Below are 25,809 nucleotides of genomic sequence, written 5' to 3'. Positions count from 1 at the left end.
GGGGCGAGTTTATGAATCTTTTCTGGGGGATGCAAATATCCTTTAACAACCCGCCCGTAAGCAGTTGCAAAAACCCTTCTCACAGGGCTACAAATTGCTATCTTCAACCGGCGCACCTTTATATATACAGCCTTAAACCTATGAGTTTTGATTAATTTTACTTATATCACAGGCCGATACTTCCCCCCCGTTGGTTTTATTCTTCCAACCCTGCTAAGTCTTGGCTGAGTTGTTTGTGATCCTTTACCGACAATATTTTAAGAGGTTGAGCCGATGATTGAGATGAAAGTCGCTGGAATCGTTCTGGATGCCGCTACGCGAAGCCCGATTGTCCTACTCAGGGATGCAGCAGAACGTCGTGCACTTCCAATTTATATAGGTCAAGATCAGGCCAAGGCCATTATTAACGCCCTGGAAAACCAAACTCCTCCCCGCCCGCTCACCCATGACCTAATGGTAAATATTTTGCAAGAGTGGAATATGACGGTTGAACGAATTATTATTCACTCGTTACAAGATAATACTTTTTATGCCGTTTTAACACTTCGGCAAGGGGAAGTTAAAAAAGAAATTGATGCCCGTCCTAGTGATGCAATTGCGATAGCTATTCGGACAAATAGCTCTATCTGGGTGATGGAAGAAGTTGTCGCTGATGCTTCTATTCCTGTGGATCGAGAAGCTGATGAGGCAGAAAGACAAGCTTTTCGTCAGTTTTTGTCGAATCTTCGCCCCGAAGATTTTACCAAACGCGATCAAGGTAGCCCCGGCTATAATTCGTGAGTGCTGATTCAAGATGGGTGAAAAAAAACTTTTATTTTCCCTAATCTCTAATCGCTAATTCCTAATTTCGTAGGGGTTCCCAGACACGGTGTCCGCACCTGTGTCTGCCCCCACTACCCAATCCCTAATCCCCATCATGTTTTACCGGCGTTTTGGCAAAACCAATCTCAATTTATCCGTGTTTTCTCTGGGAACAATGCGTTATTTAAACTCAAGAGAAAATGCTGTGCAAACTGTTGAAAAAGCTATTAATTTGGGGATAAATCATTTAGAAACTGCCAGAGGTTACGGCCAAAGTGAGGAGTATTTGGGGTTGGCTTTTTCGGCGGGTTTATCAATAAAACGTGAAAAATTATATGTAACAACAAAAATATCGCCGACCCCCACTGCCAGCGAGTTTGATAAATATATTGATGAATCTTTAAACCGGCTTAATTTAAATTATATCGACTGTTTGGCAATTCATGGTTTAAATACTTGGCAACATTTGGAATGGGTGCAAAACCCCCAAGGTTGTATGAAAGCGGTATGGCAAGCAGTGGCAGATGGTCGTATCCGTCATGTCGGCTTTTCCACACATGGCGATTTAGAGCTAATTTTAGCGGCAATTAAAACTGATTTTTTTGAATTTATTAACCTTCATTATTATTATTTTTTCCAGCGTAATGCACCGGCCCTTGAGTTAGCCAGCCAAAAAGATATGGGAATTTTTATTATTTCTCCGGCTGATAAAGGCGGGCAACTTTATACACCACCGGCCCAGTTAAAAGCCTTATGTGAGCCTTTTACACCTTTGCAATTAAATTATCGTTTTTTATTAAACGACCGGCGCATTACCACCCTCAGCGTCGGTGCGGCTAACCCTTCAGAATTAGATTTACCTTTGAGTTTTGCTGATGGGGATGGCCGTTTAACAAGTGCAGAAAAGGCAGTTTTTGAACGCTTAGAAACTCACGCGGCGGAGGTTTTGGGAACTGACAAATGTAGTCAGTGTATGGCTTGTTTGCCTTGTCCTGAAGAAATTAATATACCCGAAGTTTTGCGGTTACGCAATTTGGCTTTAGCCTATGAAATGGAGGAGTTTGGAAAGTATCGTTATCGGATGTTTGAAAATGCCGGTCATTGGTTTTGGGGGGTGAAGGCAAGCCGATGTACGGAGTGTGGAGAGTGTTTACCTCGTTGTCCTGAAAATTTGGAAATTCCGCGTTTGTTACAGGATACTCACGAGCGTTTGAAGAGTCAAGAAGGAAGACGGCTTTGGGGTTAGGTTTCGCCGTCTAAAAACTATCCACGCCCTAAAGGATGCCATGATGATTAACCGGCACTTTGTTTTATTGAGTTTTTGTTTGATGCTTACCGGCACTTCAAAGGTTTTCGCACAAGTTCCGCCGGTGCAAGAGTTTATTCCCGAAGTGACTTTAGACCAAGTTATTCAAAAAGATTGTGGGGCGCCGCGTCCGGTGAGTGTAGCGCCAGATATTCGTTTAACTAGGTCATTATCAGCCTCAAATGGGGCCGGTGTTATAAGCAATCAAACCATTTCTCAACAAGGCTTAACAACACCGAGTTTATGGTTTGCCCAAGATATTTATGGGGGCAAACTAATTACAAGTTGGCTGGCTTATGCACCCACCGGCAACGAACCGGGACGAGTTGATATGTTTGTAAATCGGCAATATTGGAGTTTATTAAATTATCTGGAACGTTATCAAATTGTTAATAAATTTGGCTTGGTAGCTTGGGATTATCGTTATAATCTCAGAATTTTTAACCCCCAAGGTAATTTTTTGGCGGCTTATACTTGCGGTGGTGATGTTAATTCTCCCCTCTGTCGTATTTGTTTAGATAGTACCGTTACTCCTGCGGGTGGCCGGCGATAAGAGGGCAACCACAGAGAAATTTCTGCTAGGGAAAATAAACCCGGTTTCTTGATCTCTTCATCCGCCGCAATAAATAAAGCAAACAAATCACGTCTTAGCCAATCACCCTAAGCGAATTTCGCGCCATAATTTTTCATACTCTTGGAGGGTTTGATCTGGCAGGGGTAAAAGAAATTCGGACTTTTTGAAAATTTCAGCATCGGGAAATAATAAAGGTTGCGATTGCCAATTTTTCGGAAATTCGGAACTCTTTAAACCGGCAAACACCGGCGAGGAAGCTTTGGAACGTAAGCTTAACTGAGTTGCTATCGGCGGTTGCCAACAAAAATCGATCCAGCTATCTCGCAAATTTACCTCCGCCGGTGCCCCTTTTGGCCTCACCCACAAATCAGCCCACATTGAAGTTCCCGACTGAGGAATAACAGCGCTAATTTTTTGTTGTTGTGCCACAATTGGCAAAATATCTGTTGACCAACCAACAGCAACAGCAGTATCTCCTAAAATCAGCGGTTGTAAATAAGCGCCGGAACTGTAAAGTTTAACTTGCCGGTGTAATTTTTGCAGTTCTGCTTTTAAGTTTTTAACTTCCCCAAGTTCTTTTGTGTTATAAGATTCTCCTAATTTTTTTAAAGTTAATCCAATCACTTCGCGGGCTTGATTGGGCAAAGATATCATTTCCTTTAGTTCGTCTTGCCACAAATCCGCCCAGTCTTGAAGGGGTTTAATTCCCAAGGATTGTAATTTATCGCGCCGATATGCAATTAATGTGGTTCCCCAACGATAAGGCGCTGCCCATATTTGCCCTTTTGGATCAACTTCTCCATTGTTGTTTCTTGTTACCAATGATCGCCAGCGTTGAGGCAATTTTTCCCAATTGGGGACATTTTTTAAATCTAGGGGTTCAATGAGTTTCTGTTTGATTGCGGTTGCTAACCAAAAATCTCCCAAAGAAACCAGATCCGGTAGAGATGGGGATTCTTGGGAGTTAAAAAAAGGAAGGGAAATCGAGAAAAAGGAGGTTTGGGAGTTTTTTGGCTGCGGTTGTTGCCAAGTTTGAAGCTGGGTAAAAAGTTCTTGCAATTGTGGTTCGGTTTTGAAGTCTAAAACTAAACCACGATCCAAGCTTTTGCGAAATTGATTCAACACCGGCCCCGGAATTGAATTTTTTAATAATCTGACTCGCAAAGCTGCTGAGTTTTGGCCCCCACACCCAGCCATTAGCTGAGTGAGGGCAAGCATACCGGCACCGGAAATAAAAGAACGTCGATCCACTTTTTAAAGAATGCGTTTTTCTAAATACTGTCCAATCATCTGTTGTTCTCCCGCCCGCGAGATGATTGTTTGCCGCGTGCGGTATTTGTAGCCGATTTGTTTAAGTTCTTCCTCGAATACAGACCCATTGTACTCTGTTCGCAGGCATAGGGTTTGCGGATTTGGCATTCTGTATTCTGCGGTAACGGGTTTGGGTGTGGCAAAACCCCGATCTCGGTAGAGTAGGTTTCCTCTGACTCCGAATAGGGTGGAACCGGCAGACTTTTTGCGTCCTGAAACTGTCTCATGGCTTTTCCAGCTAACCCTTGTTCCGCATAGCAGCACTTCTCCTTCGCTTAGTTGGTGTTTTGCTGCCAACTCTATTAAATCCTCGTGGCCGGCTTCTAAAAATTTTACTTTAATTAAGCTTTCTATTTCTTGCGTTTCTCCATCTGGCAGGGTGTAGTAGCGTCGTTCTGAACGCCACTGTCCCTCGGAGGCGCGGAAAAATTCTCGTAGTTGCGCTTCTGCGGTTGTCTGAGACAGTTGGCTGATTGGTGTCATTGATATTCCTCGGTTTCCAATTTTATTGACAGGTTACAAATAAGTGTGTCAAAGCCGCCGTCAAGTTTGTTACTTTTCTTAATATAATCTACCATGCTCTATCTTGACCTCGCCTCGGCCCAAAGATTTATTTTGTTTTTGCCCAATTTTGCTGCATATAAATTGCATAACAATTTAACCTATAAATTCAAATTTTGAAGAAAGCGAGGCTTTTGATGTTGTGTTTTAACTGTTTTCTTCTGCTTGCCAATCTATCGGGGTTTAAAATTATGCAATATAAATGATTATTTTTCTAAACCTTTAGGCAGAGAATGCGTGACAATCTATAAAATTTTGGGTTTGCTTGTTCGTATTGTCTGCCTGTACTGGGATGCGTAATTTAAGAGTTTGCTGTAAGTTTTCCCATAAATAAAGCTACATATCTTTTAGGGCAATTTTTTACAGTGTATGGGTTTAAAGCTTTATATATGTATTTTTATTTTTTTAATTTCTAATTGGTTACAGAAAAATTTAAGAAATTGTATCAACGGTTGCGTTTCATATCGTTTGCTGTCAAAGGTTAAATAATCTAAAAGATAATTAAACTGTGGCCAGATATTCTATAAAATTGATCAAAAGAAATTAAGTCATGGGGGGATTCGGATGGAAACACTACAAACACAAGTAAGTACATTAACTCATAAGGTAGATGCGCTTTATCAAGTGGTGGAACAACTCAATAGCAAAATTTCGGAAGCGATCACAGATGGGGAAGTGTCGGCTAAGGCAACGTTAAAAAGCGTTTTGAATGAAAACGGCGGTCACTATTCTAGCCATAGTTTGCTTGATATTGCTTTTGAACACAAAGACGTACTCTCTGATAGTAATTACCCCGAAAGAAACGGTCTCAACAGCGAGCAAAATATCGCACCAGAAACTCAAATTCAGCGCTTAACGGCTCAATTGACGGCAGCGTATAATCGGATTGCAGCACTTGAAGAACAGTTACTTGCCCGAAGAATTCACTCTTGAGTTTTTTTTAAAGGAAAGTCCGTTTATTTAAAGCTTCAATAGCATCGAGAAGTTGAGTTTGATTCCAGTTTTGATAAAGGTGGGCTGCAATTGCACATCCACCGGCGCCGGTGCCTTCTTTAACAAAACCTTTTTCGTATGCTTGTAAACCAGAAAAAGCAGAATGGGCAAAACTAAGTTGTGTGGCGAGTAAAGACACCGAGGGAATCGAACGAGCGAGTCCTACGGTGTCACCGGTGGGGTCTTCTGCGACCCAGCGGGTTGTACCAACGACGATTGATTCGGGCCGCCAATCTAAGGGATATGTGAGAGCGATTTTCTGCAAGAGTGCATAAACTGCTAACATTTGGGTGCCACCGGCCAATAAAACGCCGGCTTTTCGGGAAGCGCTAATTGCCATACCGGCAACGGTAATCTGCATTGGATCGCCAACGGCGGCGACGAGGTTAAATGGTTCGTTTGGCTTGAGGTTGATAGAATTTTGGAACCCTTGGGTGACAATTTGCCATTTTTGTTTGTGATTGCAGGTGGGATGGGAACTGTTGACTTTACCGGCGGCGGGAATGGAGAGTGCGGTTAATAGGGCTAAGGCGGTGGTTGTGCCGCCTACTACGCATTCACCGATGATTAAATAAGGGTGTTGTTGGGCAAGTTTTTCTCCCCATAGCAGCCCTTGCTGAAATAGGTGTTTGACTGTGGATATTTCCAGGGCGTTGCCGGTGGTGAGACAGCGGGCCGGTTTTCCTCCTAAATCAATGGCAGGGACGGTGGGAGGAATGGGTAAACCGGCATTGAATAAATAGCTGGGAATATTTTGGGATTCTAGGACGGCGCGAGATATTAGAACTGGGGAGATGCCGGTGTCTAAGGGTGGTAAAGGGTAACTGGGGTTTGGTTGGGGGCCATTATACAAAAATTCTGCATCGGCAATTGCTGTATAGCGCCGGTCTTCTGGGGTTGCACCGGCAGCAGAGATATGGGGAATTAGGCCGGTTTCTGTGAAGCCTAAAATACAGGCAAAGGCGGGCCGGCAACCCCGATAGCGCTTTACCCAAGATAAACCTTTTTCTAATTCGGTATAAATCTGCAACATTTGGTCATTTGTCAATAGTCAATGGTCATTTGTCAATGGTCAAACAGTCATTAATCTTGGGACAAAGAAAACCTCACAAGGGACAAAGGACTATTGACTATTCCTCATCTATTAAAACTTGTACCCACATTGGCGGTGCAGGGATGGGGTTGCCGATGCGTTCTAGTAACAGACAAGCAGCAAGATGAACGGTAAACAGATAAACTGCATTACTTATCAATACTAAGATTAGCCCAATTATTTGAATAATTATTAAACTGGGTTGTTCTAAAAGCCCTAATTTTTCAAAGATCCATTCGGCGATTTGGGTAATTTGAGTGGTGACATAGACCCACAAATCTTCGCCTAACAAAATTGACATTAACCAAATCCGAAAAAATACGCCAAATGAAGCGATTAGGGTGCCGAGAATAATGGAGGTATTCCAGTCTGCGCCGCGCCGCCACAACCAACCTAATAAGACTCCTAATAAACCAAAAGGAATGACAAATAAAATACTACGAGTTGGCCCCATGAGGACTGATAGAAGTAAGCCTGATACTAAGGCGGACATCCAAGCGGCTCGTTTGCCCCAGCGCAGGTAAACTAGGGCGATGGGAACGGGAAATAAAATTCGCAACACCGGCCCCAAGGGTAGGTAATAGTTAATTACCCAAATTAAGCTGGCTGTGCTTGCTAAAAAGGCTGTTTCTACCATCACTAGGGGGGTGCCGGTGGGTGGTAGAACTGGATTTGTATCGGTTTCTGATTGAGGATTTAGGTTGCTTTGGCTTTCACTCTCAGAAGTTGCCGAGTTATTTTGAGGATCATCTAAGTTATGTGTAATCTCGTCGCTCATGTAAGGAAAAATATAAACATTTTTGGAAGTGGTTTTTTTATGATGCCGGTGGTGTGGCTGGGGCTGTTGGGCTATCTTACTGGATGACTAAGACAGAGCAAGGCGCGTTGTGTACGACGTAGTTACTGACACTTCCCATAAATGCTTCGGCTAGGCCGGTTCTCCCCCGGCGGCCTATGAGAATCAAACTGGCATTCCAACTTTGGGCTAATTCACATAAACGGTGGCCTGGAGAGCCAATTTTACAATCGTATTCTGCAAGCACTCCACGCTCGGCTGCTTTTGTGCAGAACTGGTCTAGCATTGCTCTTGCTCGTTGGTTGAGGGTGTCGAGGCGTAGTTGTTGAACTTGGTAGGTTTCGGTAACGACTTCTGAGGTCATGCCTAACTCTATGGGTAAAGCAATGACTGGCTGGGCGATGGCTTCTTCACTGATGCAGTGAAATAACATCAAGCTGGCACTCTGAGCAGTGGCAATATCAAGCGCTTCGGAAAAGACAACTTGACTCAGGGGTGAGTCATCGAGGGCGACGATAATTTTGTGGAAAGTCATAAAAGTAATAGGGCTGGGAGAAAGTTGGGGGTCGGCTATTTTTTGGCCAACCTTGACAAAATAATTGATTTGTGCTACACCAACAGACGCTCAAGAGCGTGCATATCGGGAATCCGAAGCACCTCCCGATCTCGGACAATTAAACTTTTCTTCTCAAGCTTACTCAAAACACGAGTCACCGTTTCCCGTGCCAGTCCGCTGAGACTGCTTAATTCGCGGTGAGGTAAATTCGGGATTTCTGTACCTTCGCTTGATATTTTACCTTGCCCTTCTGCCAGAAACAGCAGAATATCCGCCACCCGTGAGGTACTGTCCGACTCACGCAAACGCAGACGGCGGTTGACTTGCCGCAAACGCCGGCCCATAAGTTGAGCCAGCCGAATGCCAGCCATAGGTTCAGTGTTAAGCAGCTTGACAAAATCTTGGGCCGGTAAATTACCAATAGTCGTAGGCGCTAAGGTAATTACATCAGTTGAGCGAGGCACCTCATCAAGAGCAGCCATTTCGCCAAATAACTCTCCTTTGCCCAAAATATTCAGCGTTACTTCCTTGCCATCTAAATTATAGGTGCGTATTTTTACCCACCCGTCCAAAATAAAGTAAACCGAACTACCCCAGTCATTTTCCAGCAAAATCACCTGGTTGGCGGGGTGAGATCGGCTGACAATGTGGGCAGTGGCTTTAACCACAATTTCTTCTGGTAAACCTGAAAAAAAAGGCGTTGAGCGAATCAACTGATCGATATTATTGGCAACGGACTCGCGGTTGTATCGGTCTTCCATGATGGGGCCATCTTGTCATAAACGCTCTTGAGTTAGATTCTTTCCTAGATTGGGGTTGCGGCTTTAGGGTGGGAGATTTTGGCGCCGACAAAGTAACTGTACACGCGGCCAAATCATAAAGTTTTTGAGTTTCACCCGTATTATCCAACAAACCTATCTAGTTTTTTTATAGAAATACAGAGAAGTCTGTAATTATACTTTCTTTCGGTTGCCGATCCCATCTAGGCAAAGCTGTCAGAGGCGCGGGTGATTTTTCCCAGCTTCCCCTAAATTTTTGCCTTGGCTGTGAGTGAACGCTACACGAACGCCTTTGCAGAACAGCCCTTGCAGCCGGTGTTCTATTCAAGTAGTCAACTTTAACAGATTTTTTAAGCCAAGTGGGTACGGCTCTGTTGTGGGCCATCAAGCGGGGGCAACTTAGATGCAATAAACCCAGAGTTTTTTGCTGGTTTTGCCAGCCACTCAGTTTATTAGGATTGTTTTTGCTACTCATTCTTTTATACTGATAGGTCTATTCTTTGAAAATGTTTTCCGTTTATTTATTTACCCCCTTATTTATAGCCCTAATTTTATCATATTTGCAGGTTGTTGTGACTCGATTTTTCTTTTTGGATTTTACAAGATAAGTGTTGCCATCATTTCATCTCTGCGGGAATTTATCTATTTTTGGGGGTGTTGCCATTTCCTAAAAATGTTGTTATAGCTTTTGGGCATCTTTTTGGGTTCGATAGAGAACTCAGACAGCGCGTAGTGCAAGGCCAGCGTAAAAAAGTATAGATCACCCATGAATCTACTACATCTCATAGACAATTGCTATAGCAATTAAACGCCAAACTTTACCCCTAAACCAAATTGGTTATGTTTTAGCAAAAAAGTTAAAACCAAAATCACCCCAGAAAAAACCTCGCCAATTGCCGGCAATTAAAATAAAAAAAATCGCAGATTGTCTACCCACTTTTTAATAATCAGAGATGATATTCTCGCGCCAGCGTGCCATTGCCTAGACTATCGGGTGGGAACCGGCCTAATATTAGTGAGCCGGCAAAGAGATAAGGATGAGTAACCCAGGGTTCTGATCGCTCACCTCTCTTGGTGTCAAGCTTTCGGTTTTTTGGTACTTTTCCAAACAGCAAAAGTCCGCACCCAGAAAAACATTAGCTGATTAGGGGCCGGTCGCACCAGTCCAAAATCCGATTCCACGCCCACCAACGGTCAGGATCTTTAAAAACGGTTTGACAAGCGAGGCTACTGATATAGCCCACATGACCGCCACGCTCGGTCAACATTAAATCTATCGCCGAATTGTCTTCACAAGCCGCTTCTAACTCTGGTATCAGCGTCGGGTCAAACATCGGATCATCGGCGGCGTATAAAATCAGGGTACGTTTTCGCAGGTGGGGCAAAAATGGCAGCGGACTGCTGGCATGATAGTAAGCTTCCACCGAATCAAAACCCAACCGGCCTATCACCAATTCATTATCAAACCCCCAAATGCTATTAGCTCGCTCAATCGCCTTTGGGTCTATATCATTTGGGTGTAGTTTGTGCAACCGCCACGCCAGTCGTTTTAGTTCTTTAGCAATGGCTTTCTCTAAATATTTGCCGGTCGGATGTTGAAGCAAATAGGACAAAGAACGATTTGAGTCTACACTCGGACAAATCACCGCACCACCGGCAATATCGCTCTCGCTTAACCCCAATTCTTCAGCTAATGCGCTATCCTCGGCTGCTTTTATCCCCCATAAAGCCAGTTGTCCTCCCAGAGAAAAGCCGGTTAACCAAAACGGTGCCGGACAACCGCAAGTTTTAGCAGTCGCCGCGATGCGGACAAAATCTTCGCCTTCGTATATACCATCCGAAGTCAAGATAGGAGAAAGTTCTGCTGTTTTGCCATGAGCTCGCCAGTCAAACAACACCACCGCATAGCCTCGCGCAAAAGCTTTTCTGGCAAACAAGCGCAAAAACCATTGATTGTCGAGGTCGCCGGTGATGCCATAGGTTGCGACAAAAGTACCGCGAGGGTTTTCAGGAATTGCCATCAGGCCAAAAATCGGCACACCAGAGGCGCCGGTAAAGATTTTTTCTTGATAAACCGGTTCGGCGTCTTTGATGGTTTTTTCCCAGTCGAGGCCGGCTTGGCGAGCAATATACACGGTCATCGCTAAACCGTTTTGCAGCAACAGCGGCGGGGAATAGGCAGCAGCTTCTATCATTGGCGACTTTACCAAATCTTCATAATTAGCATAAAAGATTCTGGCTCTTGTGTTGTATTGGTGGAGCCGGGATAAACCAATTTTTGCATTATATTTGCCTGTAATTATTCGCTACTGTTCCACTTGAAAGCTATATTTGTAAGCAACTTTAGGTAATTTAATCTAACATCTAAAAGCTAAGATATAAAATCTAAAATCCGACTGTCCTCAATCCAAGTTAGACTAAACGGTAATTTTGATGTCAGATTTTGAAGGACTGAGATTACATGAAACAGTATTTGTCACGTTTGCTGGCGCTGGTTTTAGTGGTGGGTATTAGTTTAATGGGCTGTACACGAGCCGATGTGTCTGGGTTTACCGGCAACTACCCCGAAGATACCATTCAAGTCGTGAGCAGCCTAAGAACAGCAATTGCTTTGCCAGATGACTCCCCAGAAAAACCAGAAGCGCAAGCAAAAGCACGTCAAGCTATTAATGATTTTGCTTCTCGCTACCGCCGCGACCCCGCGATTGCTAAATTGCCTTCCTTCAGCACTATGCGGACGGCGCTTAACTCTCTGGCGGCTCATTACGCTTCTTACCCCAACCGGCCTGTACCTCAAAAGTTAAAGGATCGCCTCGAACAAGAGTTTAAACAAGTCGAACTGGCTATTAAACGCGGTACTTGATGGGGTTGGGGAGATTGGGGATTTATCTTTTTTTCCCCATCTCTTCTTTTTCTTGCTGATGTCGGGGTGCCGGTTGGGAGTTTTGCTATAAGGTTTTTTAACCGCAGATGTTAGGCGTAGCCGCGCGTAGCGCTACGCAGATTAACGCAGATGGTTAATTGATTTTGGCAGTTCGTTTGTATTGTTTTCTTGCACACCGGCATATTTTTAGCGGCATTATGAATTTATCGAAAATTTTATTGAGTCAGCAAGTTTGGCAGGTCGGATATCGTTCTGCTGTAACTGCTTTGGTAACGGTTGGCCTTGTCGGTTCTAATCTCAATCTGCAACCGGCTTTTGCAGCTTCTACTGCTTATTGTCAGCAAACGGTTGAGGAGGTTAACGAAACGGATAGTTTGAGAAAGGCTGCTTTTGGTGGCGATAATGCGGCGATGCAGCGTTATAAGTCGCGGGTGGTGGAGAAAGCGCGTTCTTTGCAGGAGTGCCGGCGACGAACTTGGCCGCAAGTTCAGGCAATTTGGTTGCGTTTATATCCTTGTGATATTCAAGATGGGGTTTTAGAAGGTGTTTTAGACCGAATTGTGGCGCGAGGCTACAACCAGGTTTATGTTGAATATTTTTATGATGGGCAGGTTTTACTCCCAGAGTCTCAAAATCGTTCGGTTTGGCCTTCGGCAGTCCGTATTCCAGGGGCGGAAAATGTCGATTTATTTGCACAAGCAATACAAAAGGGCCGCGAACGGGGTTTAAAGGTTTATGCTTGGCTGTTTACGATGAGTTTTGGCTATAACTATGGTCAACGTCCCGACCGGCAGCAAACTGTTGCTCGTAAAGGGAACGGTCAAACCAGTGTTGAGATTAATAGCGCTGAAGGAGACGATATCAAAGCCGCTGAAGGCGATGTCAGTAAGTTTTTTGTTGACCCCTACAGTCCGCAGGCACGACAGGATTATGCTGGGATCATAGCGGCAGCGCTGCAACGCCGGCCTGATGGTGTTTTATTTGATTATGTCCGCTATCCCCGTCAAACCGGCCCGGCTTCTGTGGCGAGTAAGGTTAAGGATTTATGGATTTATGGCGATGCGGCTAAAACAGCGCTTTTGCAACGTGCTTTAAATCAAAAGGGACGGGAGTTGATTCGCCGCTATCTTGACCAAGGTTCTATTTCTACGGCGGATGTGGATGCCATTAATAGGATGTTTCCTTCGGAAGCTCAACCGATGTGGCAAGGTCGCAAAGTTGAGTCTCCGAGGGCTGTTTCTTCTGCGAATCCTTCGGCTGCTAATCCTCCGGTATCAGTGGCGCAGTTACAGGCAGAACTTTGGTATTTAAGTGTGGCTCACGCTGTACAGGGAATTGTAGATTTTGTGAGTTTGGCAGCGCAGCAGGTGCAACGTCAAGGAATCCCGGCGGGGGCTGTGTTTTTTCCTGGGGGCAATAAGCCGGTGGGTACGGGTGGTTTTGATTCGCGTCTACAGCCTTGGGATCGCTTTCCGGCTTCGATGGAATGGCACCCGATGGCTTATGGAAAGTGTGGTGAGAGAAATACAAGTTGTATTCTTCAGGAAATCCAGCGGGTACTAAGTATGACTCCCGCCGGCACACAAGTAATACCGGCCTTGGCTGGAACTTGGGGCAATGGGTTAAAAGACCGGCCCGCCTTGGAAGTCCAAATGCAAGCAATTCAGCGGGCTTTCCCCCAAATTCGCGGCGTCAGTCATTTTGCCTATTCTTGGCAGGAACCAGAGGCAGATCGGGATCGGAAATTTTGCGAGGTTCGTTAATTTGTCATAGCCTGCAAGGGGCCAGAATCGGCCCCCACCGGCCCTAAAAAATTGACAAATTAACCAATCACAAAATTAACCAACTTCCCAGGGACAACAATCACTTTTTTGATTTCTTTTCCTTCAATATGGCGTTTAGCAACTTCTGATTCACGGGCAATTTTTTCGAGGTTTTCTTTATCAGCGGTGGCCGGTGCTTGAATAGTACCTCGTGTTTTGCCCATAATTTGAATCACCAGGGTAATTTCATCTACCACTAAAGCAGATGTATCAACTTCCGGCCAAGATTGCTTATGCACAGAATCTTGATTGCCGATTTGATGCCATAATTCTTCAGCAATATGCGGCGAAAACGGTGCAAGTAAAGTAATCAAAGTTTCGACACCTTCCACATACACCGGCGAATTTTTACAACTTGCATCATTTAAAGCATTGCTAAGTTTCATCATTTCAGAAATGGCAGTATTAAATTGATACTCCCCTTCTAAATCTTCGCTGACTTCTTTGATCGCAATGTGAATGGCGCGGCGTAAATCTTTTTCTTCTTTTGTATCTTGATCCTTGTTTTTTGCTGGTTTTTTCTGGGTGCCGGCAAATTCTGTAACTAAACGCCAAACTCGGTTAAGAAAGCGAAATTGTCCCTCAACATCCGCATCATCCCATTCTAAGTCTTTCTCTGGCGGCGCTTTGAATAAAATAAACATCCGCGCCGTATCTGCACCGTATTTTGCCATCACTTCCAGAGGATCAACGCCGTTGTATTTCGACTTCGACATTTTTTCGTAAAAGACTTGCAATTTTTCGCCGGTTTCGGGATCTTCGGGATTAGTTGGATCTTTAATTTTAGTGGGGGGAACGTATTTGCCGGTCACAGGGTTTTTGTAGGTAGTTCCCTGTACCATTCCTTGAGTCAGCAGACGGCTGAAGGGTTCATCAAAATTTAATAACCCACAATCCCGCAACACCTTGACAAAAAAGCGCGAATATAGTAAATGCAAAATCGCGTGTTCAATCCCGCCGACGTATTGATCAACCGGCATCCAATCGTTAGTAATTTTAGGGTCAAATGCCTTGTTTTCGTTTTTGGCGTCGGGGTAGCGCAGGAAGTACCAGGAAGAGTCGATAAAGGTATCCATTGTATCGGTTTCCCGTTTGGCGGGGGTGCCACAACTCGGACAGGCGACGTTTACCCAGTTTTCGAGTTTGGCTAGGGGAGAGGCGCCGCGTCCGCTAAATTCGACGTCTTCGGGGAGGCGCACCGGCAAGTCTGCATCGGGCACGGGGAGTGCGCCACAGTTGGGACAGTGGATGATGGGGATGGGGGCGCCCCAATAGCGCTGACGGGAAATCAGCCAATCTCTGAGCCGGTATTGGATGCGAGCTTTGCCATAGCCGTTTTCTTCGGCGTATTTGACTACAGCTTCTTTGCCGGCTGTGGAGGCTGTGCCGTCAAAGGGGCCGGAGTTAATCATTGTACCTGGTTCTGTATAAGCGGCGCTTAAGGTTTCTTCCCCTGTTGCTGATTCGGGAATGATAACGACTTTAATAGGGAGATTTTGTTCTTTAGCAAATTTATAATCTCTCACATCATGTGCTGGGACGCCCATCACAGCGCCAGTACCATATTCGTATAGCACATAATCGGCAATCCAAATCGGGATTTCTTGGCCGGTGAAGGGGTTTATGGCTGTGGCACCGGTGGGGATACCGCGTTTCGGTTTGTCATCGGCTGTGCGGTCTAGTTCGCTTTGGCTGGCGACTTCTTTAATGAAGGTTTCGACAACTTGCTGATTGTCTGCTGTTGTAACTTGGAGGGTGAGGGGGTGTTCTGGTGCCAAGACAACGTAGGTGACGCCGTAGACGGTATCGGGACGGGTGGTGAAAACGGGGATTTTTTCCTGTGATCCGACGATGGGAAATTCGAGGTAGGCGCCGGTGGATTTTCCAATCCAGTTGGCTTGCATGAGTTTAACTCTTTCTGGCCAGCCGGTGAGTTTGTCGAGGTCGTTTAAGAGTTGTTCGGCGTAGTCGGTGATTTTGAGGAACCATTGACGGAGGAGTTTGCGTTCAACTTTGGCGCCAGATCGCCAGGATCTTCCTTCGCTGTCTACTTGTTCGTTGGCGAGTACGGTTTGATCGATGGGGTCCCAGTTGACGGCGGCTTCTTTTTGGTAAGCGAGGCCGGCTTTATAAAATTGTAAAAATATCCATTGTGTCCAGCGATAATATTCTGGGGAACAGGTGGCGAGTTCTTTTTCCCAGTCGTAGGAAATGCCGAGTTTTTGCAGTTGCCCTTTCATTTGGCCGATGTTTTGATAAGTCCATACAGCGGGGGCAATTCCGCGTTCAATGGCGGCGTTTTCGGCGGGGAGTCCAAAGGCGTCCCATCCCATCGGTTGTAATACGCGATATCCTTGCATCCGCTTGAGTCTGGCTATGACGTCGGTGATGGTATAGTTGCGGACGTGCCCCATGTGCAGGTTGCCTGATGGGTAGGGGAACATGGATAAGGCATAGAATTTAGGTTTTTCGTTGCCGGTGGGGGTGCTGTCTATGTTTTGTTGTTCCCAGGTTTTTTGCCATTTTTGCTCTAGGGATGCTGGGTTATATCGGGACTCCACTTTTTTATGCTCCGTGCTGATCAGGGTTGTTTTGTTTGCCTATTTATTTTGGCACGTTGGGGGTTTTTGCCGGCTTGTTTGGGGTTGGGGGGAATTTTGTATTATATTGTAACACGCTGGGATGGGTTGTTTAATAGGAGTTGGGATTGATGGTTTGTGTTTGGGGTTTGATTTTTTAACCGCAGATGTTAGGCGTAGCCGCGCGTAGCGCTACGCAGATGAACGCGGATGTGATGAACGCGGATGTAGAGACGTTCCGCCAGAACGTCTGTACGCCTGAACGTCTCTACTTATTTTTTGGAGTTTGGGAAAATCTGCTAAAATTTTGGGAACTGAGATTTTATTAAAATTAACCTCTGGGTGAAATCTACGCAGACTACACATAACCCAATTTCAGAAACACAGAGGAATCAAAAATGGCAGTATTTTTTGGCACCCAAAATCAAGATACCCTCACCGGCATTGTTGGAAATGATATTATTTTTGGTCTTCAAGGGGATGATAGTTTGCTGGGATTTGCCGGCAATAATGTGATTTTTGGCGATGAAGGCAACGATATTATTTTAGGCAATATCGGTAATGATGTTTTAATTGGCGGTAGTGGGTCAGATTTTCTGTTTGGCAGTGATGGCAATGATACGCTTTATGGAAATGAGGAATCTAATACTTTAGTAGGTGGTGCGGGGGAAGATTTATTTGTACTTGAATTAACCCTGGGTTCTGAACCAGACTTTATTACAGACTTTGAATTTGGCAGAGATAAAATCGGCTTACCCCCTGGTGTTAATTTTGAAAATTTAACCTTCACAGTTCTGCCAAACCCAACCACAGTTAGGATTTTAGAAACCGGCATTTCAGAGGTAGTCGAAAGTGGGGAAATTTTGGTTCAACTTATCCCAGATAATCAGCGTCCTAGAACTTTGGCACGTCTGCAATACATCGGCGAAACACCCAGTCTTTCTGACCCCAATAATTTTATCACTAACCTCAGCCCCATCACGAGTGTCATTCAATTTAGTTCTCCCTCTTTTATTCTCGGTGAAAACGGTAGTCCTTCCAACGCTATTACCTTAAATCGCAATGGGGACACCAGCACAGAAGCAACTGTAAACCTTAATTTAAACAACGGCATTGGTACGCCATTAACTGATTTTTCTTTATCGACAATTTCGGTGAATTTTGCACCCAATGAAACCACAAAAATTGTGACTATCCCTATTATTAATGATAATTTATTTGAAGCTCAAAAAGCTTTTAATCTGACTTTATCTAATCCCAGCACCGGCACCACAATAGGCGGACAAAGCACAAGCATTTTATTACTAAATGATGACGACACTAGCCTAGAATTTTCTAACTCAAGTTTTACTGTCAATGAAAACGGAAATTCTGTGTCTGCTGTCACCGTTACCCGCACCGGCAATCTTTTTCAAACGGTTAGCACTACCCTCACTCTCAGCAACGGCACCGGCACCGCTTCTCAAGATTACAATAACAATCCCATTGAACTTATTTTTACCCCAGGCGTAAGCGTTCAAACCGTCAACATTCCCATTGCCAACGATACCTTAGTTGAAGGTTCAGAAACCATCAATCTTGCCTTAGAAAACCCCTCCGAACAAGTAAATATTGGTTCTAATGGTACGGCAATTTTAAATATTTTAGATGACGATGTTTCCTTTCAATTTAGCTCACCTACCTACAGCATTAATGAAGACGGGACACCTCTTTCTCCTGTTAACATTATCCGCAGAGGAGACTTGACAAAACAAGTTAGTGCCACCCTTACCCTTACCAATGGCACGGCTTCATCGCCAGAAGATTATATCAACACCCCCATCGAAGTAATTTTTGCGCCCAATGAAACTAGCAAAATTGTCAATATTCCGATTGTCAATGATCTACAAAATGAATCTTCAGAAACGGTTAATTTAACATTAGGAAATCCCAGCGCAGGCGAAAGAGTGAGTGCCAATAATATCGCCGTTCTCGAAATTATAGATAACGATCCGCTTCCCACACCAGTACCTCCCACCACACCAACACCGCCATCATCATCGACACTCACTCCGGGGACAATAGAATTCAGTCAAGGAAGCTTTTTGATCAACGATAATGGCGTATCTATTGCCGCCGTTACCCTCACTCGTACAGGTGGAAGTGATGGCATTGTTAGCGCCACAATTTCCCTCAGCGATGGCACCGCCACTGCCGGTCAAGACTACAATAATACGCCCATTACAGTCACTTTTGCCGATGGAGAATTAGCCAAAACTATCAATATTCCGATTATCGATGATACCCTGGTTGAAGTTTCAGAAACCATCAATCTTGGGTTAAATAACCCTACAGGAGGTGCAATTATTGGTAATCAAAATACAGCTACTCTTACGATTGCCAGGAGTGATATGCCGGCCTTATTAGACTTTGAAAATGCCGGTAATTTAAACGCAGTTCAAAACTTATATGCCTCTCAGGGAATAAGCTTTTCCGAAAATGCCCTAAGCATCATGTCATCCAAAGCATTAGATGAATTAGGAAGACAAGACGAATTTGGCGGAAACTTCGGCACACCCCCCAGCGGAACAACAGCTTTAACTTATGGCGAAAGTGATCAAATAATAATGAACGTAGCCGGTGGATTTGATAGCCTATTATCGTTTTTCTACGCATCTCCCTACCGCACCCATAGCGTAAACATTTATGATGGATTGGGAGCAACCGGCAACCTTTTAGGCTCAATTTCTTTACCCCAAACCCAGGCCGGTTTCTTACCTGATGCCTACAGTATTTTTAATCAAATTACCCTACCTTTTTCTGGCATTGCCCGTTCAGTTTCCTTTGGTGATTTTGCCAATAAACTTGTTTTAGATAACATCCTACTCGGTTCGTAAGTAATAGCGCTTTAGCAGTCTTATATTCACCCCTAAAGCGCTAAAAAATCTACCGCCTTACCCCCGGTCTAGGGATAATTACATCAGTCGGATCGAAAGCCGGCAAAATCCCCCTTTCCTGAGCAGAAATTGGCGCTAAATTATTTTTTTCGCCAACACTCATACCCGCACTTCCCCCACCCAAAGGATCACTAAGTCCATTCAGAGAATCATTTAAAAAACTATCATTAAACCCCCGATTACTAAAGCGTCTTTCTTCCTCAGAAAAATTAGGTTTTAGCCGCTGTTGTTGAGGTTTTTGCTGTTCATTTTGTGCTAGTAATGGCGGGTTTATGCCGGCAATAATTAAGAGAAACGATGCCAAATTTAATAAAACTACTCGACATTTTTTCTCAGAAAAAATCATAGCAAAACCTCCTTAAAAACGAAAAGTTGTCCGAACAGTCCCAATGAAAATATCATTATTATCATAATTATGCTCTGGATTAAAAACAACAAAAAACCCAGGCGTAATCGAAATATTATCCGTCACACGAAACCGATAAAACGCCTCCAAATGTAAAGAAGTACCCTCATCTTCACCCAAAAACAAATTATTACCTCTAACTAACTTCGGCGGTTGACCAAACAAAAAAGCCAGTAAATCACCTTCTCTGCCAAAAGGATCAGAAATCCCCACAGAAAATAGATATGTCGTAGTTGTTGCAGAGGCATCACTTACGGTCGAATTACTAAAAATCCAACCACCCCAAGTGCCTAACGTAATTTTACGATTAATTCGCCATTGTAGCGTCCCACTTAGGGCTTGAATTTCTGCCGGCTGATTTAAAAACCCATTCGTATCACTAATAAAACTCCCCGTAAAAGTATCCAACCGGCCCTCATTAGAATAGGCATTAATATAAGCCAAACCCGTCAAAACATTATCCGCCGGCTTCGCCAACAATTGCACCCCCAAAGCACTGCGATCTGCCCCAAAAACACCGTTACCTTTGTTAGAAGAATTACTATCTCCCGTACCATAAGCCACCTGCAAACGCAGCCGGTCAGTCACCAACCAATCAAACCCCACACCCGCATCTAAATTACCAATTTTAAACAACGGACTAGCCTCCGCAAACCGAGAAAGAGCACCTCTTCCCGCATCAAAATAAGGAGAATTGGCCGTTAAAACACTACTGAGACTAAACCCCACCGGCCTAAGCGTAAAAACCACCCGGTCATCAAACCCAGCAAAGCGATATTCTACCTTATCAAGTTGAATTTGATTACTCGTACCCCCTTGATACGAAAGCAAAGCCATATCCGTATTAAAAACATTCGGACTAGCCAAACCTCGCCCCTCAAAATTGCCGCTAGATAACTCTAACCTCAGCCGATCTTTGCCGGTAAAAGTTGAAACTATACCCAGCCTTGTTAAATAACTAAAATTCGGTTCACTTCTTCTCCCTGGCGGATTTCCACCGGCAGAACCCGTCAAAGCAAAAATCGCTTCCCCCCCAAAAACTGCCGTCGTATCAGAAACCGGCTGTTGTTCGAGTTGAGTTGTGCGGTCTTCAAGGCTATCAATTCTCCCTCTTAAACTGGCTAATTCCGCCGCAAATTCTGTTTGTAATCTTTGTAAGGTTTCTAAATCTTCTTGCCTAACATAATTGCTTGTCGAATCATTAATTACTTGCGTAACTCTCTCCAAACAAGCATTTAAACCTGCCGCAAATTCATACCTCGTTAAAGCACGATTTCCCCGAAAAGTTCCATCAGGATAACCGCTAATACAACCATAGCGCTCAACCAAATTTCGTAACGCCTCAAAGGCCCAATCCTTCGGCTGTACATCCGATAACTGGGAAACCGACGGCATTTGATTCATTTCCTCATTTGTTGGGGCCGGTTCCTCAAAATCCATCGCTAAACGACCCATGCCGGTTTGCAATGGTTGCAAAGGGCCGGTCTTAGCCAGCATTGGTTGTCTAGCCTCCGTCTTGAGGCTAGGAACTACAGCCAAAAGCGCAGCCGCTATAACTGGAAATACCTTCATTTTTTCACACACTCCTCACACCTAGATAGCAGAAAACACTGCTTACTCAGAAGGCAACTAAGCCACACTACACGATTTTCAGACCAATCTAGGCAAGGTATCAAACCATTTGTCGGTTGTGCTTTATTCTTGGTCTGTAGAGTGCCGGCCTCAACGTTCACTCATTTTAAATTGGCTAAAACCCCTGACTGTTTCCAAATCAATAATGACTGATGACCAACAAGAAATCACTAAGGGCAAGGATCACCCAACAACAAACTCTCACACCCCCCAGAAGGCCCATCCCTCAATAATGCCGCTTTATCAAACGTAAACTCCTCATAAATATTTTCAATCACATCATCCACCGGCAATTTTTCTATTTCTCCTAAATCCACCGGCGGCTCTTTAAATCTTAACGGTATCTTCGCCAATTCCACCTCACTCAAAAAATGAAGTGACTGTATCCCACAACTATTTTCTGCGCTTAATTTTGGGTCAATACAATAAACATTATCCTGCGCTCTACCCCTTCCATGAATTCCAATTAACTCACCGCTACTATTAAAAACCGGCCCCCCACTCATTCCCCGCCGTGTTTGATTATCATAAAGCATACTATAACCCCCATCCCCCGAAGGCTGGTTAACAATCGTTGTTAAATTCCCCGCCGAAAATTTGCGCTCTCGCCGCGCTGTTTCTTCTTCTGGATTCGGCCATCCAGAAATATAAATTGCCTCGCCTTTTTCCATCCCCTGCGACTTTCCCATCACCGCCAGCGGATAATTTTTATCGCTTTTAAATTTAACAATTGCTAAATCAAAACCCTTAATTGTTTCCCCTAAATTTTCATCTTCTTTGCCAAAAAAATGTATATTGTCGTGAGTTTCCACATCATCGACAAAATGCACTTCTCCATCACTCGTCCTCACCCCATACACCACATCTCGCGTCCGTACAACGTGAAGGGCTGTTAACACATAATAAACATTGCCACTCCGGGCCACAATCACCCCAGATCCAGGGTTCCATTCTTGTCTAGCTTCAATATCTCCCTTTTGTAAACCCTGGGCAATCACTACTGTTGTTCGGGATGATATAGCATCAACTTGCGTTTTTGTCAAGTCTTTTTGCGCCGCCATAATCGGAATTGTGACGACCAATGCAGCGACAATTCCCATCAAATACGCAAATCGCCTTCGAGGAAAAAACATAGTGTTAAAGATTGGAGAATGGGGCATTAGGAATAAATAATTGGCGATGGGAAATGGGGATTTAGTAATAAGAATTGTTATCTTTCCCCACTCCTCAGTCCCCAGTCCCCATTCACCAATTCCTAAAATAATTGCTGGACTAATTTATTCAAATCCACATAAGATTGACCGCCAGATTGTTGAATGGGAGTCCCACTAGCACTGGCTGCAAATAATTTTTGTAAGACGGCGTTGGGGTCATTGCCGCGTTTTAAGGTAAACAAAAGGTTATTGGTATTACAACCGCCTTTTGCATTATTCACGGTACACAAAACCGGCAAACCATTAACACGCCCGGCTGTTAAATATAAGCCATTTAAAGAGCCACCATTGCGATCTACAGCGCTGTTAAGTCGGCTGGTAACTTCTTCGCAACGCACCTCTGGCGTATAACCGGCATCGCTAAATTCTTCGGTTTTCCAAACAACCAGCGGATCAGAAATTGCGCCATTATTTTTAACTGCAACGGTTACATAATAACCATCTTGCTTGCACTGAAACGAACTAGCCGATACTGCCGTTTGAGCCATTGTTGGGGCTGCGTTTAACAGGGAAATACCGGCCACTGAAAGCAGGCCAGCAGTAGCGAGGCGGAAAATAGATTTAAAGTTCATAATGTTATTCTCTTGGGATCGAAGGAAGGGATAAGGGGTAAGGGCTAATGGGTGATAATTTAGTGTTCCCGATTTTCGGTGATCTAAATCACGACTCAACCGCCACGAGATCACGGACGCAAAATTGCCTAATCAAGTTTCACTGTGGTTATTAAGTTATTGTAATGATCTTAGATCGACAGCACTCTCTGCTGCTATACCCCAAATGAAATAGCCGGTGAGGGAGTTGTCTCCTTCTGCTGGCCGGTTAGCCACCGATTTAGGCCACCAATTAAAATCGGGTGTAAACACAAACAAAGAAAACCCCTGCGGGTTATAAAAGTTCACAAGCTAGGCAGTTCAGAATAAAGCGGCTCTTTGAATCTCTATAAATTAGCTAAAAAAATATATTCTATATAAAAGGAGATAGCAAGCGTGGTAAAAGTCTTTGTGTACGGAACCCTAAAACCTGGAGAGTATAACTATTTGCGATTTTGCGCCGGCAAAGTCATTTCGTCACAACCGGCCATTACGCGGGGAAAGCTTTATTCATTGCGAGTTGGATATCCGGGGATGGTAGAGGAAGCCGGTATTGTAGAAGGCTTTTTGCTGTGTTTTAAAGACGATGCTGTGTTAGAGGATCTTGACAAACTCGAAGAATATGACCCAAACCGGCCCGCCGAATTAAACGAATATCAACGAAAACAAGTAGAAATTTTTACCCCCCCAACTTCGCCACCCCCAACAACAGCAACTTTTGATGAAGTGATAGCCGGTTGTCAGTCTTTGGGCAAAGTTTGGACGTATTTTATGACAAAAGAAAAAGCGAAAGAATTGGGGGGAGTTCTGATAGAGTCTGGTTGTTGGGTTGCAGGAAATACCCCTTATGTGGGCCGGTGAAAAAGTGAATCGCTACTAAAAACCCGGTCTTTTTAGAAACCGGGTTTGTCTAATATTATTCAACCTAATATTATTCAACAATTAAAGCTCTTGAAATAACCGATTTATCAGGGTTCGCCACCGACGCCTTTGGAATTTCAATAACAGGACTATTTAAAGCAATCATTAAACCATCAGAAGACTCATTTATTTGAGGAGTTTGGGCAAATTGTGGCGTAAAAGATTGCTGCCCCATTAATGCGGAAACACCAGCAATAAACATCGCCGCTATGGCACCACCGCCCCACAACAACAGTCGTTTAGGCCGACGATCTAACTTAACAAAAACTTGTTTTGCAGTTTCTTCTGCCGTCATTTGAGGAGCCGGCACCGGCATTTTTTGTAAGCCGCCGCGCAAGCTCATTAAACGAGCGTACAAGAGTTGCATTTCCGGCTCTTGCAACCACTCTTCGACTTGACGGCGTTCGGCTGCCGTTACTTCGCCATCAAAGTAGGCGCTGAGCAATTCAAAACGATCACGCTTAATTGTATTCACGGCTCTTATTACAGACTCAGACTGATCAGGGATTTTAGCATTGAGCGAGTCCCCGTGGGGATGATGCGGAAAATTATTATTTTGTTGAGAATTGGGGATCATTGCAACATCACCGCCATTTTTAGATTTGTGTACTGCACCCAGAAAAAACAACCGGCATTAATTTCCTAATGACTGCAAGGAACGCACGTTTGTTAAGGAAGTTTATAAAAACTTTATCGGCCATCAAGATAGCTTTGTAATTCGACTTGCAAACGCTGACGAGCGCGAGCAATTCGTGATTTCACCGTTCCCAGAGACACGCCGGTGATCTCAGCAATTTCTTCATAAGCCATGCCATCAATTTCTCTTAACACTATTGTAGTGCGAAAAACTTCTGGCAAATCGGCAATTGCTGATCTGAGTTTGTCATAAAACTCTGTGGTAGTCAAATTTTCTTCTGGGCCTGGTTCAGCGGAGGCAATTTCCCAATCCATCTCGCCATCTTCAAGCATCCGAGGTGCATCAAGAGAAAGCGGATCACGGACTCGTTTGCGCTTTCTGAGTTCGTCGTAAAAAAGATTAGTGGCGATGCGACTTAACCAACCCCGGAATTTCACGGGGTCATTTAAGCGCTTAACATTGCGATAAACGCGAATCCAGATTTCTTGGGACAAATCTGCCCGGTCTTGCCAATCCGGCGCCAAATGATATAAAACTTTTTCAACATGAGACTGGTACCGACGCAGCAACTCGGCAAAGGCCGCGCGGTCTGGGTGCAGCCCTTCCTGGCACCGCAGCACCAAGTCATAGTTAGAAAGTTTTTCTGGGGGCAGTGACACTTGAGAAACAACTGTTGCCTCACCCGTTGACCAAGACAAAGGAATAGACTGGCTCATGGCTGGAATAGGTTTTGTAACATTCCAACCTTTATGACACCGGCATCTTGATTAAGGTTCCCACTGATTTTACAGAGGTTGGTTAAGAGCCGGTGTGCCAGCCATACCTAAAGGCCAATCAGGCATAGGCTGTGAAACAACCCATAGATTGTAGCAATTTTTGTCATTTGTCCTGTATCAATGGCGAGGTAGTCACGCCTCTCGAAGGCGGGGTGTCAACAAGAAGGCTGCCGGTGACTTGGACAGGACTCCACCCCCATCCTACAAAAAATGGTAGCGGGGTTCAACTCAATAAAGCCTGTAGATATGGTTATTAAATTGGCTTTTCAGTAAAAACACGGTTGACATTCTTAGCTTATATTCCTGGTTGACCCTTGTTAATTTTTATCCCAAAAAATAAAAAACCTCTCTGCCATTTTCAAGATAAAAACATCTGGACGCGGCAAAAAATATCCAAATCCTCAACCTAAAATTTCCGTAAAAACTCAGACGTCATTATAGTTTTAATGTTGTTAAGCTTTTTTTAAATTTAGGCCGCGTGGGTGAAAATATACCATCCAAAAAGCATAGAAGAGCTTTAAAAATGGCGGCAAACTTTTAACGGACAAATAACCTTTTTGTAACTAGGGGTGTCTCGTCATGTCAGAGTTTGATATTGGTGTAGTCCAAAATAATGCTACCTACCTAGGTACTCTCAATAG

General features: G+C 44.3%; 22 protein-coding genes. 8 read left to right on the top strand and 14 right to left on the bottom strand.

The features are described from left to right. The first annotated feature begins 273 nt into the window (after nucleotides 1-273). The 3 genes from NG798_RS07495 (at nucleotide 274) to NG798_RS07485 (ending at nucleotide 2,660) form a co-directional block, all read left to right on the top strand. On the top strand, nucleotides 274-780 hold the full coding sequence (locus NG798_RS07495; protein ID WP_261221589.1) for a bifunctional nuclease family protein: 507 nt from the start codon (nucleotides 274-276) through the stop codon (nucleotides 778-780). A gap of 136 nt (nucleotides 781-916) precedes the next feature. Beyond that, complete coding sequence (locus NG798_RS07490) at nucleotides 917-2,047, top strand: aldo/keto reductase (RefSeq protein ID WP_261222169.1); 1,131 nt, start codon at nucleotides 917-919, stop codon at nucleotides 2,045-2,047. Nucleotides 2,048-2,087: 40 nt separating this feature from the next. After that, nucleotides 2,088-2,660: a hypothetical protein gene (locus NG798_RS07485; RefSeq protein WP_261221587.1), complete on the top strand. Its 573-nt coding sequence runs from the start codon at nucleotides 2,088-2,090 to the stop codon at nucleotides 2,658-2,660. Between the two features lie 102 nt (nucleotides 2,661-2,762). On the opposite strand, the gene NG798_RS07480 is transcribed toward NG798_RS07485, so the two are convergent. Together NG798_RS07480 and NG798_RS07475 are read right to left on the bottom strand one after the other, a co-directional pair. Then, a complete protein-coding gene (locus NG798_RS07480; RefSeq protein WP_261221586.1) occupies nucleotides 2,763-3,932 on the bottom strand; it encodes an extracellular solute-binding protein in 1,170 nt (389 codons plus the stop codon). 3 nt (nucleotides 3,933-3,935) lie between these two features. Next, complete coding sequence (locus NG798_RS07475; protein ID WP_261221584.1) at nucleotides 3,936-4,475, bottom strand: phycobiliprotein lyase; 540 nt, start codon at nucleotides 4,473-4,475, stop codon at nucleotides 3,936-3,938. A gap of 642 nt (nucleotides 4,476-5,117) precedes the next feature. Here NG798_RS07475 and NG798_RS07470 point away from each other — a divergent pair. Beyond that, a complete protein-coding gene (locus NG798_RS07470) occupies nucleotides 5,118-5,486 on the top strand; it encodes a hypothetical protein (RefSeq protein ID WP_261221582.1) in 369 nt (122 codons plus the stop codon). 7 nt (nucleotides 5,487-5,493) lie between these two features. On the opposite strand, the gene cobT is transcribed toward NG798_RS07470, so the two are convergent. The 5 genes from cobT to NG798_RS07445 all read right to left on the bottom strand — a co-directional run bounded on the left by cobT (nucleotide 5,494) and on the right by NG798_RS07445 (nucleotide 10,965). Further along, entirely contained in the window at nucleotides 5,494-6,579 is a 1,086-nt protein-coding gene (cobT, locus tag NG798_RS07465) for a nicotinate mononucleotide-dependent phosphoribosyltransferase CobT (protein ID WP_261221581.1), read from the bottom strand. A 97-nt stretch (nucleotides 6,580-6,676) separates the two neighbouring features. Beyond that, complete coding sequence (locus NG798_RS07460; protein WP_261221580.1) at nucleotides 6,677-7,417, bottom strand: DUF2232 domain-containing protein; 741 nt, start codon at nucleotides 7,415-7,417, stop codon at nucleotides 6,677-6,679. A 76-nt stretch (nucleotides 7,418-7,493) separates the two neighbouring features. After that, a complete protein-coding gene (locus tag NG798_RS07455) occupies nucleotides 7,494-7,970 on the bottom strand; it encodes a universal stress protein (protein WP_261221579.1) in 477 nt (158 codons plus the stop codon). Between the two features lie 74 nt (nucleotides 7,971-8,044). Continuing rightward, nucleotides 8,045-8,752 (bottom strand): Crp/Fnr family transcriptional regulator, encoded by a 708-nt coding sequence (locus NG798_RS07450; protein WP_261221578.1) that lies wholly within the window; start codon nucleotides 8,750-8,752, stop codon nucleotides 8,045-8,047. Between the two features lie 1,154 nt (nucleotides 8,753-9,906). Then, the gene (locus NG798_RS07445) at nucleotides 9,907-10,965 is read right to left on the bottom strand and encodes a YheT family hydrolase (RefSeq protein ID WP_261221576.1); all 1,059 of its coding nucleotides are present in this window, start codon (nucleotides 10,963-10,965) and stop codon (nucleotides 9,907-9,909) included. A 266-nt stretch (nucleotides 10,966-11,231) separates the two neighbouring features. Here NG798_RS07445 and psb27 point away from each other — a divergent pair, with 266 nt between their 5' ends. Beyond that, nucleotides 11,232-11,633 carry a photosystem II protein Psb27 gene (gene psb27, locus NG798_RS07440; protein ID WP_261221574.1) on the top strand — a complete coding sequence of 134 codons (402 nt, stop codon included), beginning with the start codon at nucleotides 11,232-11,234 and terminating at the stop codon, nucleotides 11,631-11,633. Nucleotides 11,634-11,851: 218 nt separating this feature from the next. Beyond that, nucleotides 11,852-13,417, top strand: a complete 1,566-nt coding sequence (locus tag NG798_RS07435) for a family 10 glycosylhydrolase (protein ID WP_261221573.1) — start codon at nucleotides 11,852-11,854, stop codon at nucleotides 13,415-13,417. 59 nt (nucleotides 13,418-13,476) lie between these two features. Here NG798_RS07435 and leuS read toward each other — a convergent pair whose 3' ends face one another. Then, nucleotides 13,477-16,038, bottom strand: coding sequence for a leucine--tRNA ligase (leuS, locus tag NG798_RS07430; protein WP_261221572.1), 2,562 nt, complete (start codon nucleotides 16,036-16,038; stop codon nucleotides 13,477-13,479). Between the two features lie 416 nt (nucleotides 16,039-16,454). On the opposite strand from leuS, the gene NG798_RS07425 reads away from it, so the two are divergent. Further along, nucleotides 16,455-18,932, top strand: coding sequence for a Calx-beta domain-containing protein (locus NG798_RS07425; RefSeq protein ID WP_261221570.1), 2,478 nt, complete (start codon nucleotides 16,455-16,457; stop codon nucleotides 18,930-18,932). 49 nt (nucleotides 18,933-18,981) lie between these two features. On the opposite strand, the gene NG798_RS07420 is transcribed toward NG798_RS07425, so the two are convergent. The 4 genes from NG798_RS07420 to NG798_RS07405 form a co-directional block, all read right to left on the bottom strand. Continuing rightward, on the bottom strand, nucleotides 18,982-19,338 hold the full coding sequence (locus tag NG798_RS07420; RefSeq protein ID WP_261221568.1) for a hypothetical protein: 357 nt from the start codon (nucleotides 19,336-19,338) through the stop codon (nucleotides 18,982-18,984). 12 nt (nucleotides 19,339-19,350) lie between these two features. Further along, nucleotides 19,351-20,970, bottom strand: a complete 1,620-nt coding sequence (locus NG798_RS07415) for an iron uptake porin (protein ID WP_261221567.1) — start codon at nucleotides 20,968-20,970, stop codon at nucleotides 19,351-19,353. A 230-nt stretch (nucleotides 20,971-21,200) separates the two neighbouring features. Then, entirely contained in the window at nucleotides 21,201-22,163 is a 963-nt protein-coding gene (locus NG798_RS07410) for a serine protease (RefSeq protein ID WP_261221566.1), read from the bottom strand. A 122-nt stretch (nucleotides 22,164-22,285) separates the two neighbouring features. Further along, nucleotides 22,286-22,816: a COP23 domain-containing protein gene (locus tag NG798_RS07405; RefSeq protein ID WP_261221564.1), complete on the bottom strand. Its 531-nt coding sequence runs from the start codon at nucleotides 22,814-22,816 to the stop codon at nucleotides 22,286-22,288. Nucleotides 22,817-23,230: 414 nt separating this feature from the next. Here NG798_RS07405 and NG798_RS07400 point away from each other — a divergent pair, with 414 nt between their 5' ends. After that, entirely contained in the window at nucleotides 23,231-23,695 is a 465-nt protein-coding gene (locus NG798_RS07400; RefSeq protein WP_261221562.1) for a gamma-glutamylcyclotransferase, read from the top strand. A 70-nt stretch (nucleotides 23,696-23,765) separates the two neighbouring features. On the opposite strand, the gene NG798_RS07395 is transcribed toward NG798_RS07400, so the two are convergent. Further along, the gene (locus NG798_RS07395) at nucleotides 23,766-24,230 is read right to left on the bottom strand and encodes a zf-HC2 domain-containing protein (RefSeq protein WP_261221560.1); all 465 of its coding nucleotides are present in this window, start codon (nucleotides 24,228-24,230) and stop codon (nucleotides 23,766-23,768) included. A gap of 215 nt (nucleotides 24,231-24,445) precedes the next feature. Continuing rightward, nucleotides 24,446-25,108 carry a sigma-70 family RNA polymerase sigma factor gene (locus tag NG798_RS07390; RefSeq protein WP_261221558.1) on the bottom strand — a complete coding sequence of 221 codons (663 nt, stop codon included), beginning with the start codon at nucleotides 25,106-25,108 and terminating at the stop codon, nucleotides 24,446-24,448. Between the last annotated feature and the right edge of the window lie 701 nt (nucleotides 25,109-25,809).

This window comes from Ancylothrix sp. D3o, from assembly GCF_025370775.1.
In the GTDB taxonomy this organism is placed as follows: domain Bacteria; phylum Cyanobacteriota; class Cyanobacteriia; order Cyanobacteriales; family Oscillatoriaceae; genus Ancylothrix.
The sequence above is the reverse complement of the archived record's forward strand: the minus strand, read 5'-3'. Positions and strand labels throughout refer to the sequence as shown.

Bases quoted from the DNA above. Each gene is read 5' to 3' on its own strand.
- NG798_RS07470 (WP_261221582.1), top strand. From the start codon at position 5,118: ATGGAAACACTACAAACACAAGTAAGTACATTAACTCATAAGGTAGAT.
- psb27 (WP_261221574.1), top strand. From the start codon at position 11,232: ATGAAACAGTATTTGTCACGTTTGCTGGCGCTGGTTTTAGTGGTGGGT.
- NG798_RS07445 (WP_261221576.1), bottom strand. From the start codon at position 10,965: ATGATAGAAGCTGCTGCCTATTCCCCGCCGCTGTTGCTGCAAAACGGT.
- NG798_RS07495 (WP_261221589.1), top strand. From the start codon at position 274: ATGATTGAGATGAAAGTCGCTGGAATCGTTCTGGATGCCGCTACGCGA.
- cobT (WP_261221581.1), bottom strand. From the start codon at position 6,579: ATGTTGCAGATTTATACCGAATTAGAAAAAGGTTTATCTTGGGTAAAG.
- NG798_RS07415 (WP_261221567.1), bottom strand. From the start codon at position 20,970: ATGAAGGTATTTCCAGTTATAGCGGCTGCGCTTTTGGCTGTAGTTCCT.
- NG798_RS07450 (WP_261221578.1), bottom strand. From the start codon at position 8,752: ATGGAAGACCGATACAACCGCGAGTCCGTTGCCAATAATATCGATCAG.
- NG798_RS07435 (WP_261221573.1), top strand. From the start codon at position 11,852: ATGAATTTATCGAAAATTTTATTGAGTCAGCAAGTTTGGCAGGTCGGA.
- NG798_RS07410 (WP_261221566.1), bottom strand. From the start codon at position 22,163: ATGTTTTTTCCTCGAAGGCGATTTGCGTATTTGATGGGAATTGTCGCT.
- NG798_RS07405 (WP_261221564.1), bottom strand. From the start codon at position 22,816: ATGAACTTTAAATCTATTTTCCGCCTCGCTACTGCTGGCCTGCTTTCA.
- NG798_RS07485 (WP_261221587.1), top strand. From the start codon at position 2,088: ATGATGATTAACCGGCACTTTGTTTTATTGAGTTTTTGTTTGATGCTT.
- NG798_RS07475 (WP_261221584.1), bottom strand. From the start codon at position 4,475: ATGACACCAATCAGCCAACTGTCTCAGACAACCGCAGAAGCGCAACTA.
- NG798_RS07460 (WP_261221580.1), bottom strand. From the start codon at position 7,417: ATGAGCGACGAGATTACACATAACTTAGATGATCCTCAAAATAACTCG.
- NG798_RS07420 (WP_261221568.1), bottom strand. From the start codon at position 19,338: ATGATTTTTTCTGAGAAAAAATGTCGAGTAGTTTTATTAAATTTGGCA.
- NG798_RS07455 (WP_261221579.1), bottom strand. From the start codon at position 7,970: ATGACTTTCCACAAAATTATCGTCGCCCTCGATGACTCACCCCTGAGT.
- NG798_RS07490 (WP_261222169.1), top strand. From the start codon at position 917: ATGTTTTACCGGCGTTTTGGCAAAACCAATCTCAATTTATCCGTGTTT.
- NG798_RS07390 (WP_261221558.1), bottom strand. From the start codon at position 25,108: ATGAGCCAGTCTATTCCTTTGTCTTGGTCAACGGGTGAGGCAACAGTT.
- NG798_RS07425 (WP_261221570.1), top strand. From the start codon at position 16,455: ATGGCAGTATTTTTTGGCACCCAAAATCAAGATACCCTCACCGGCATT.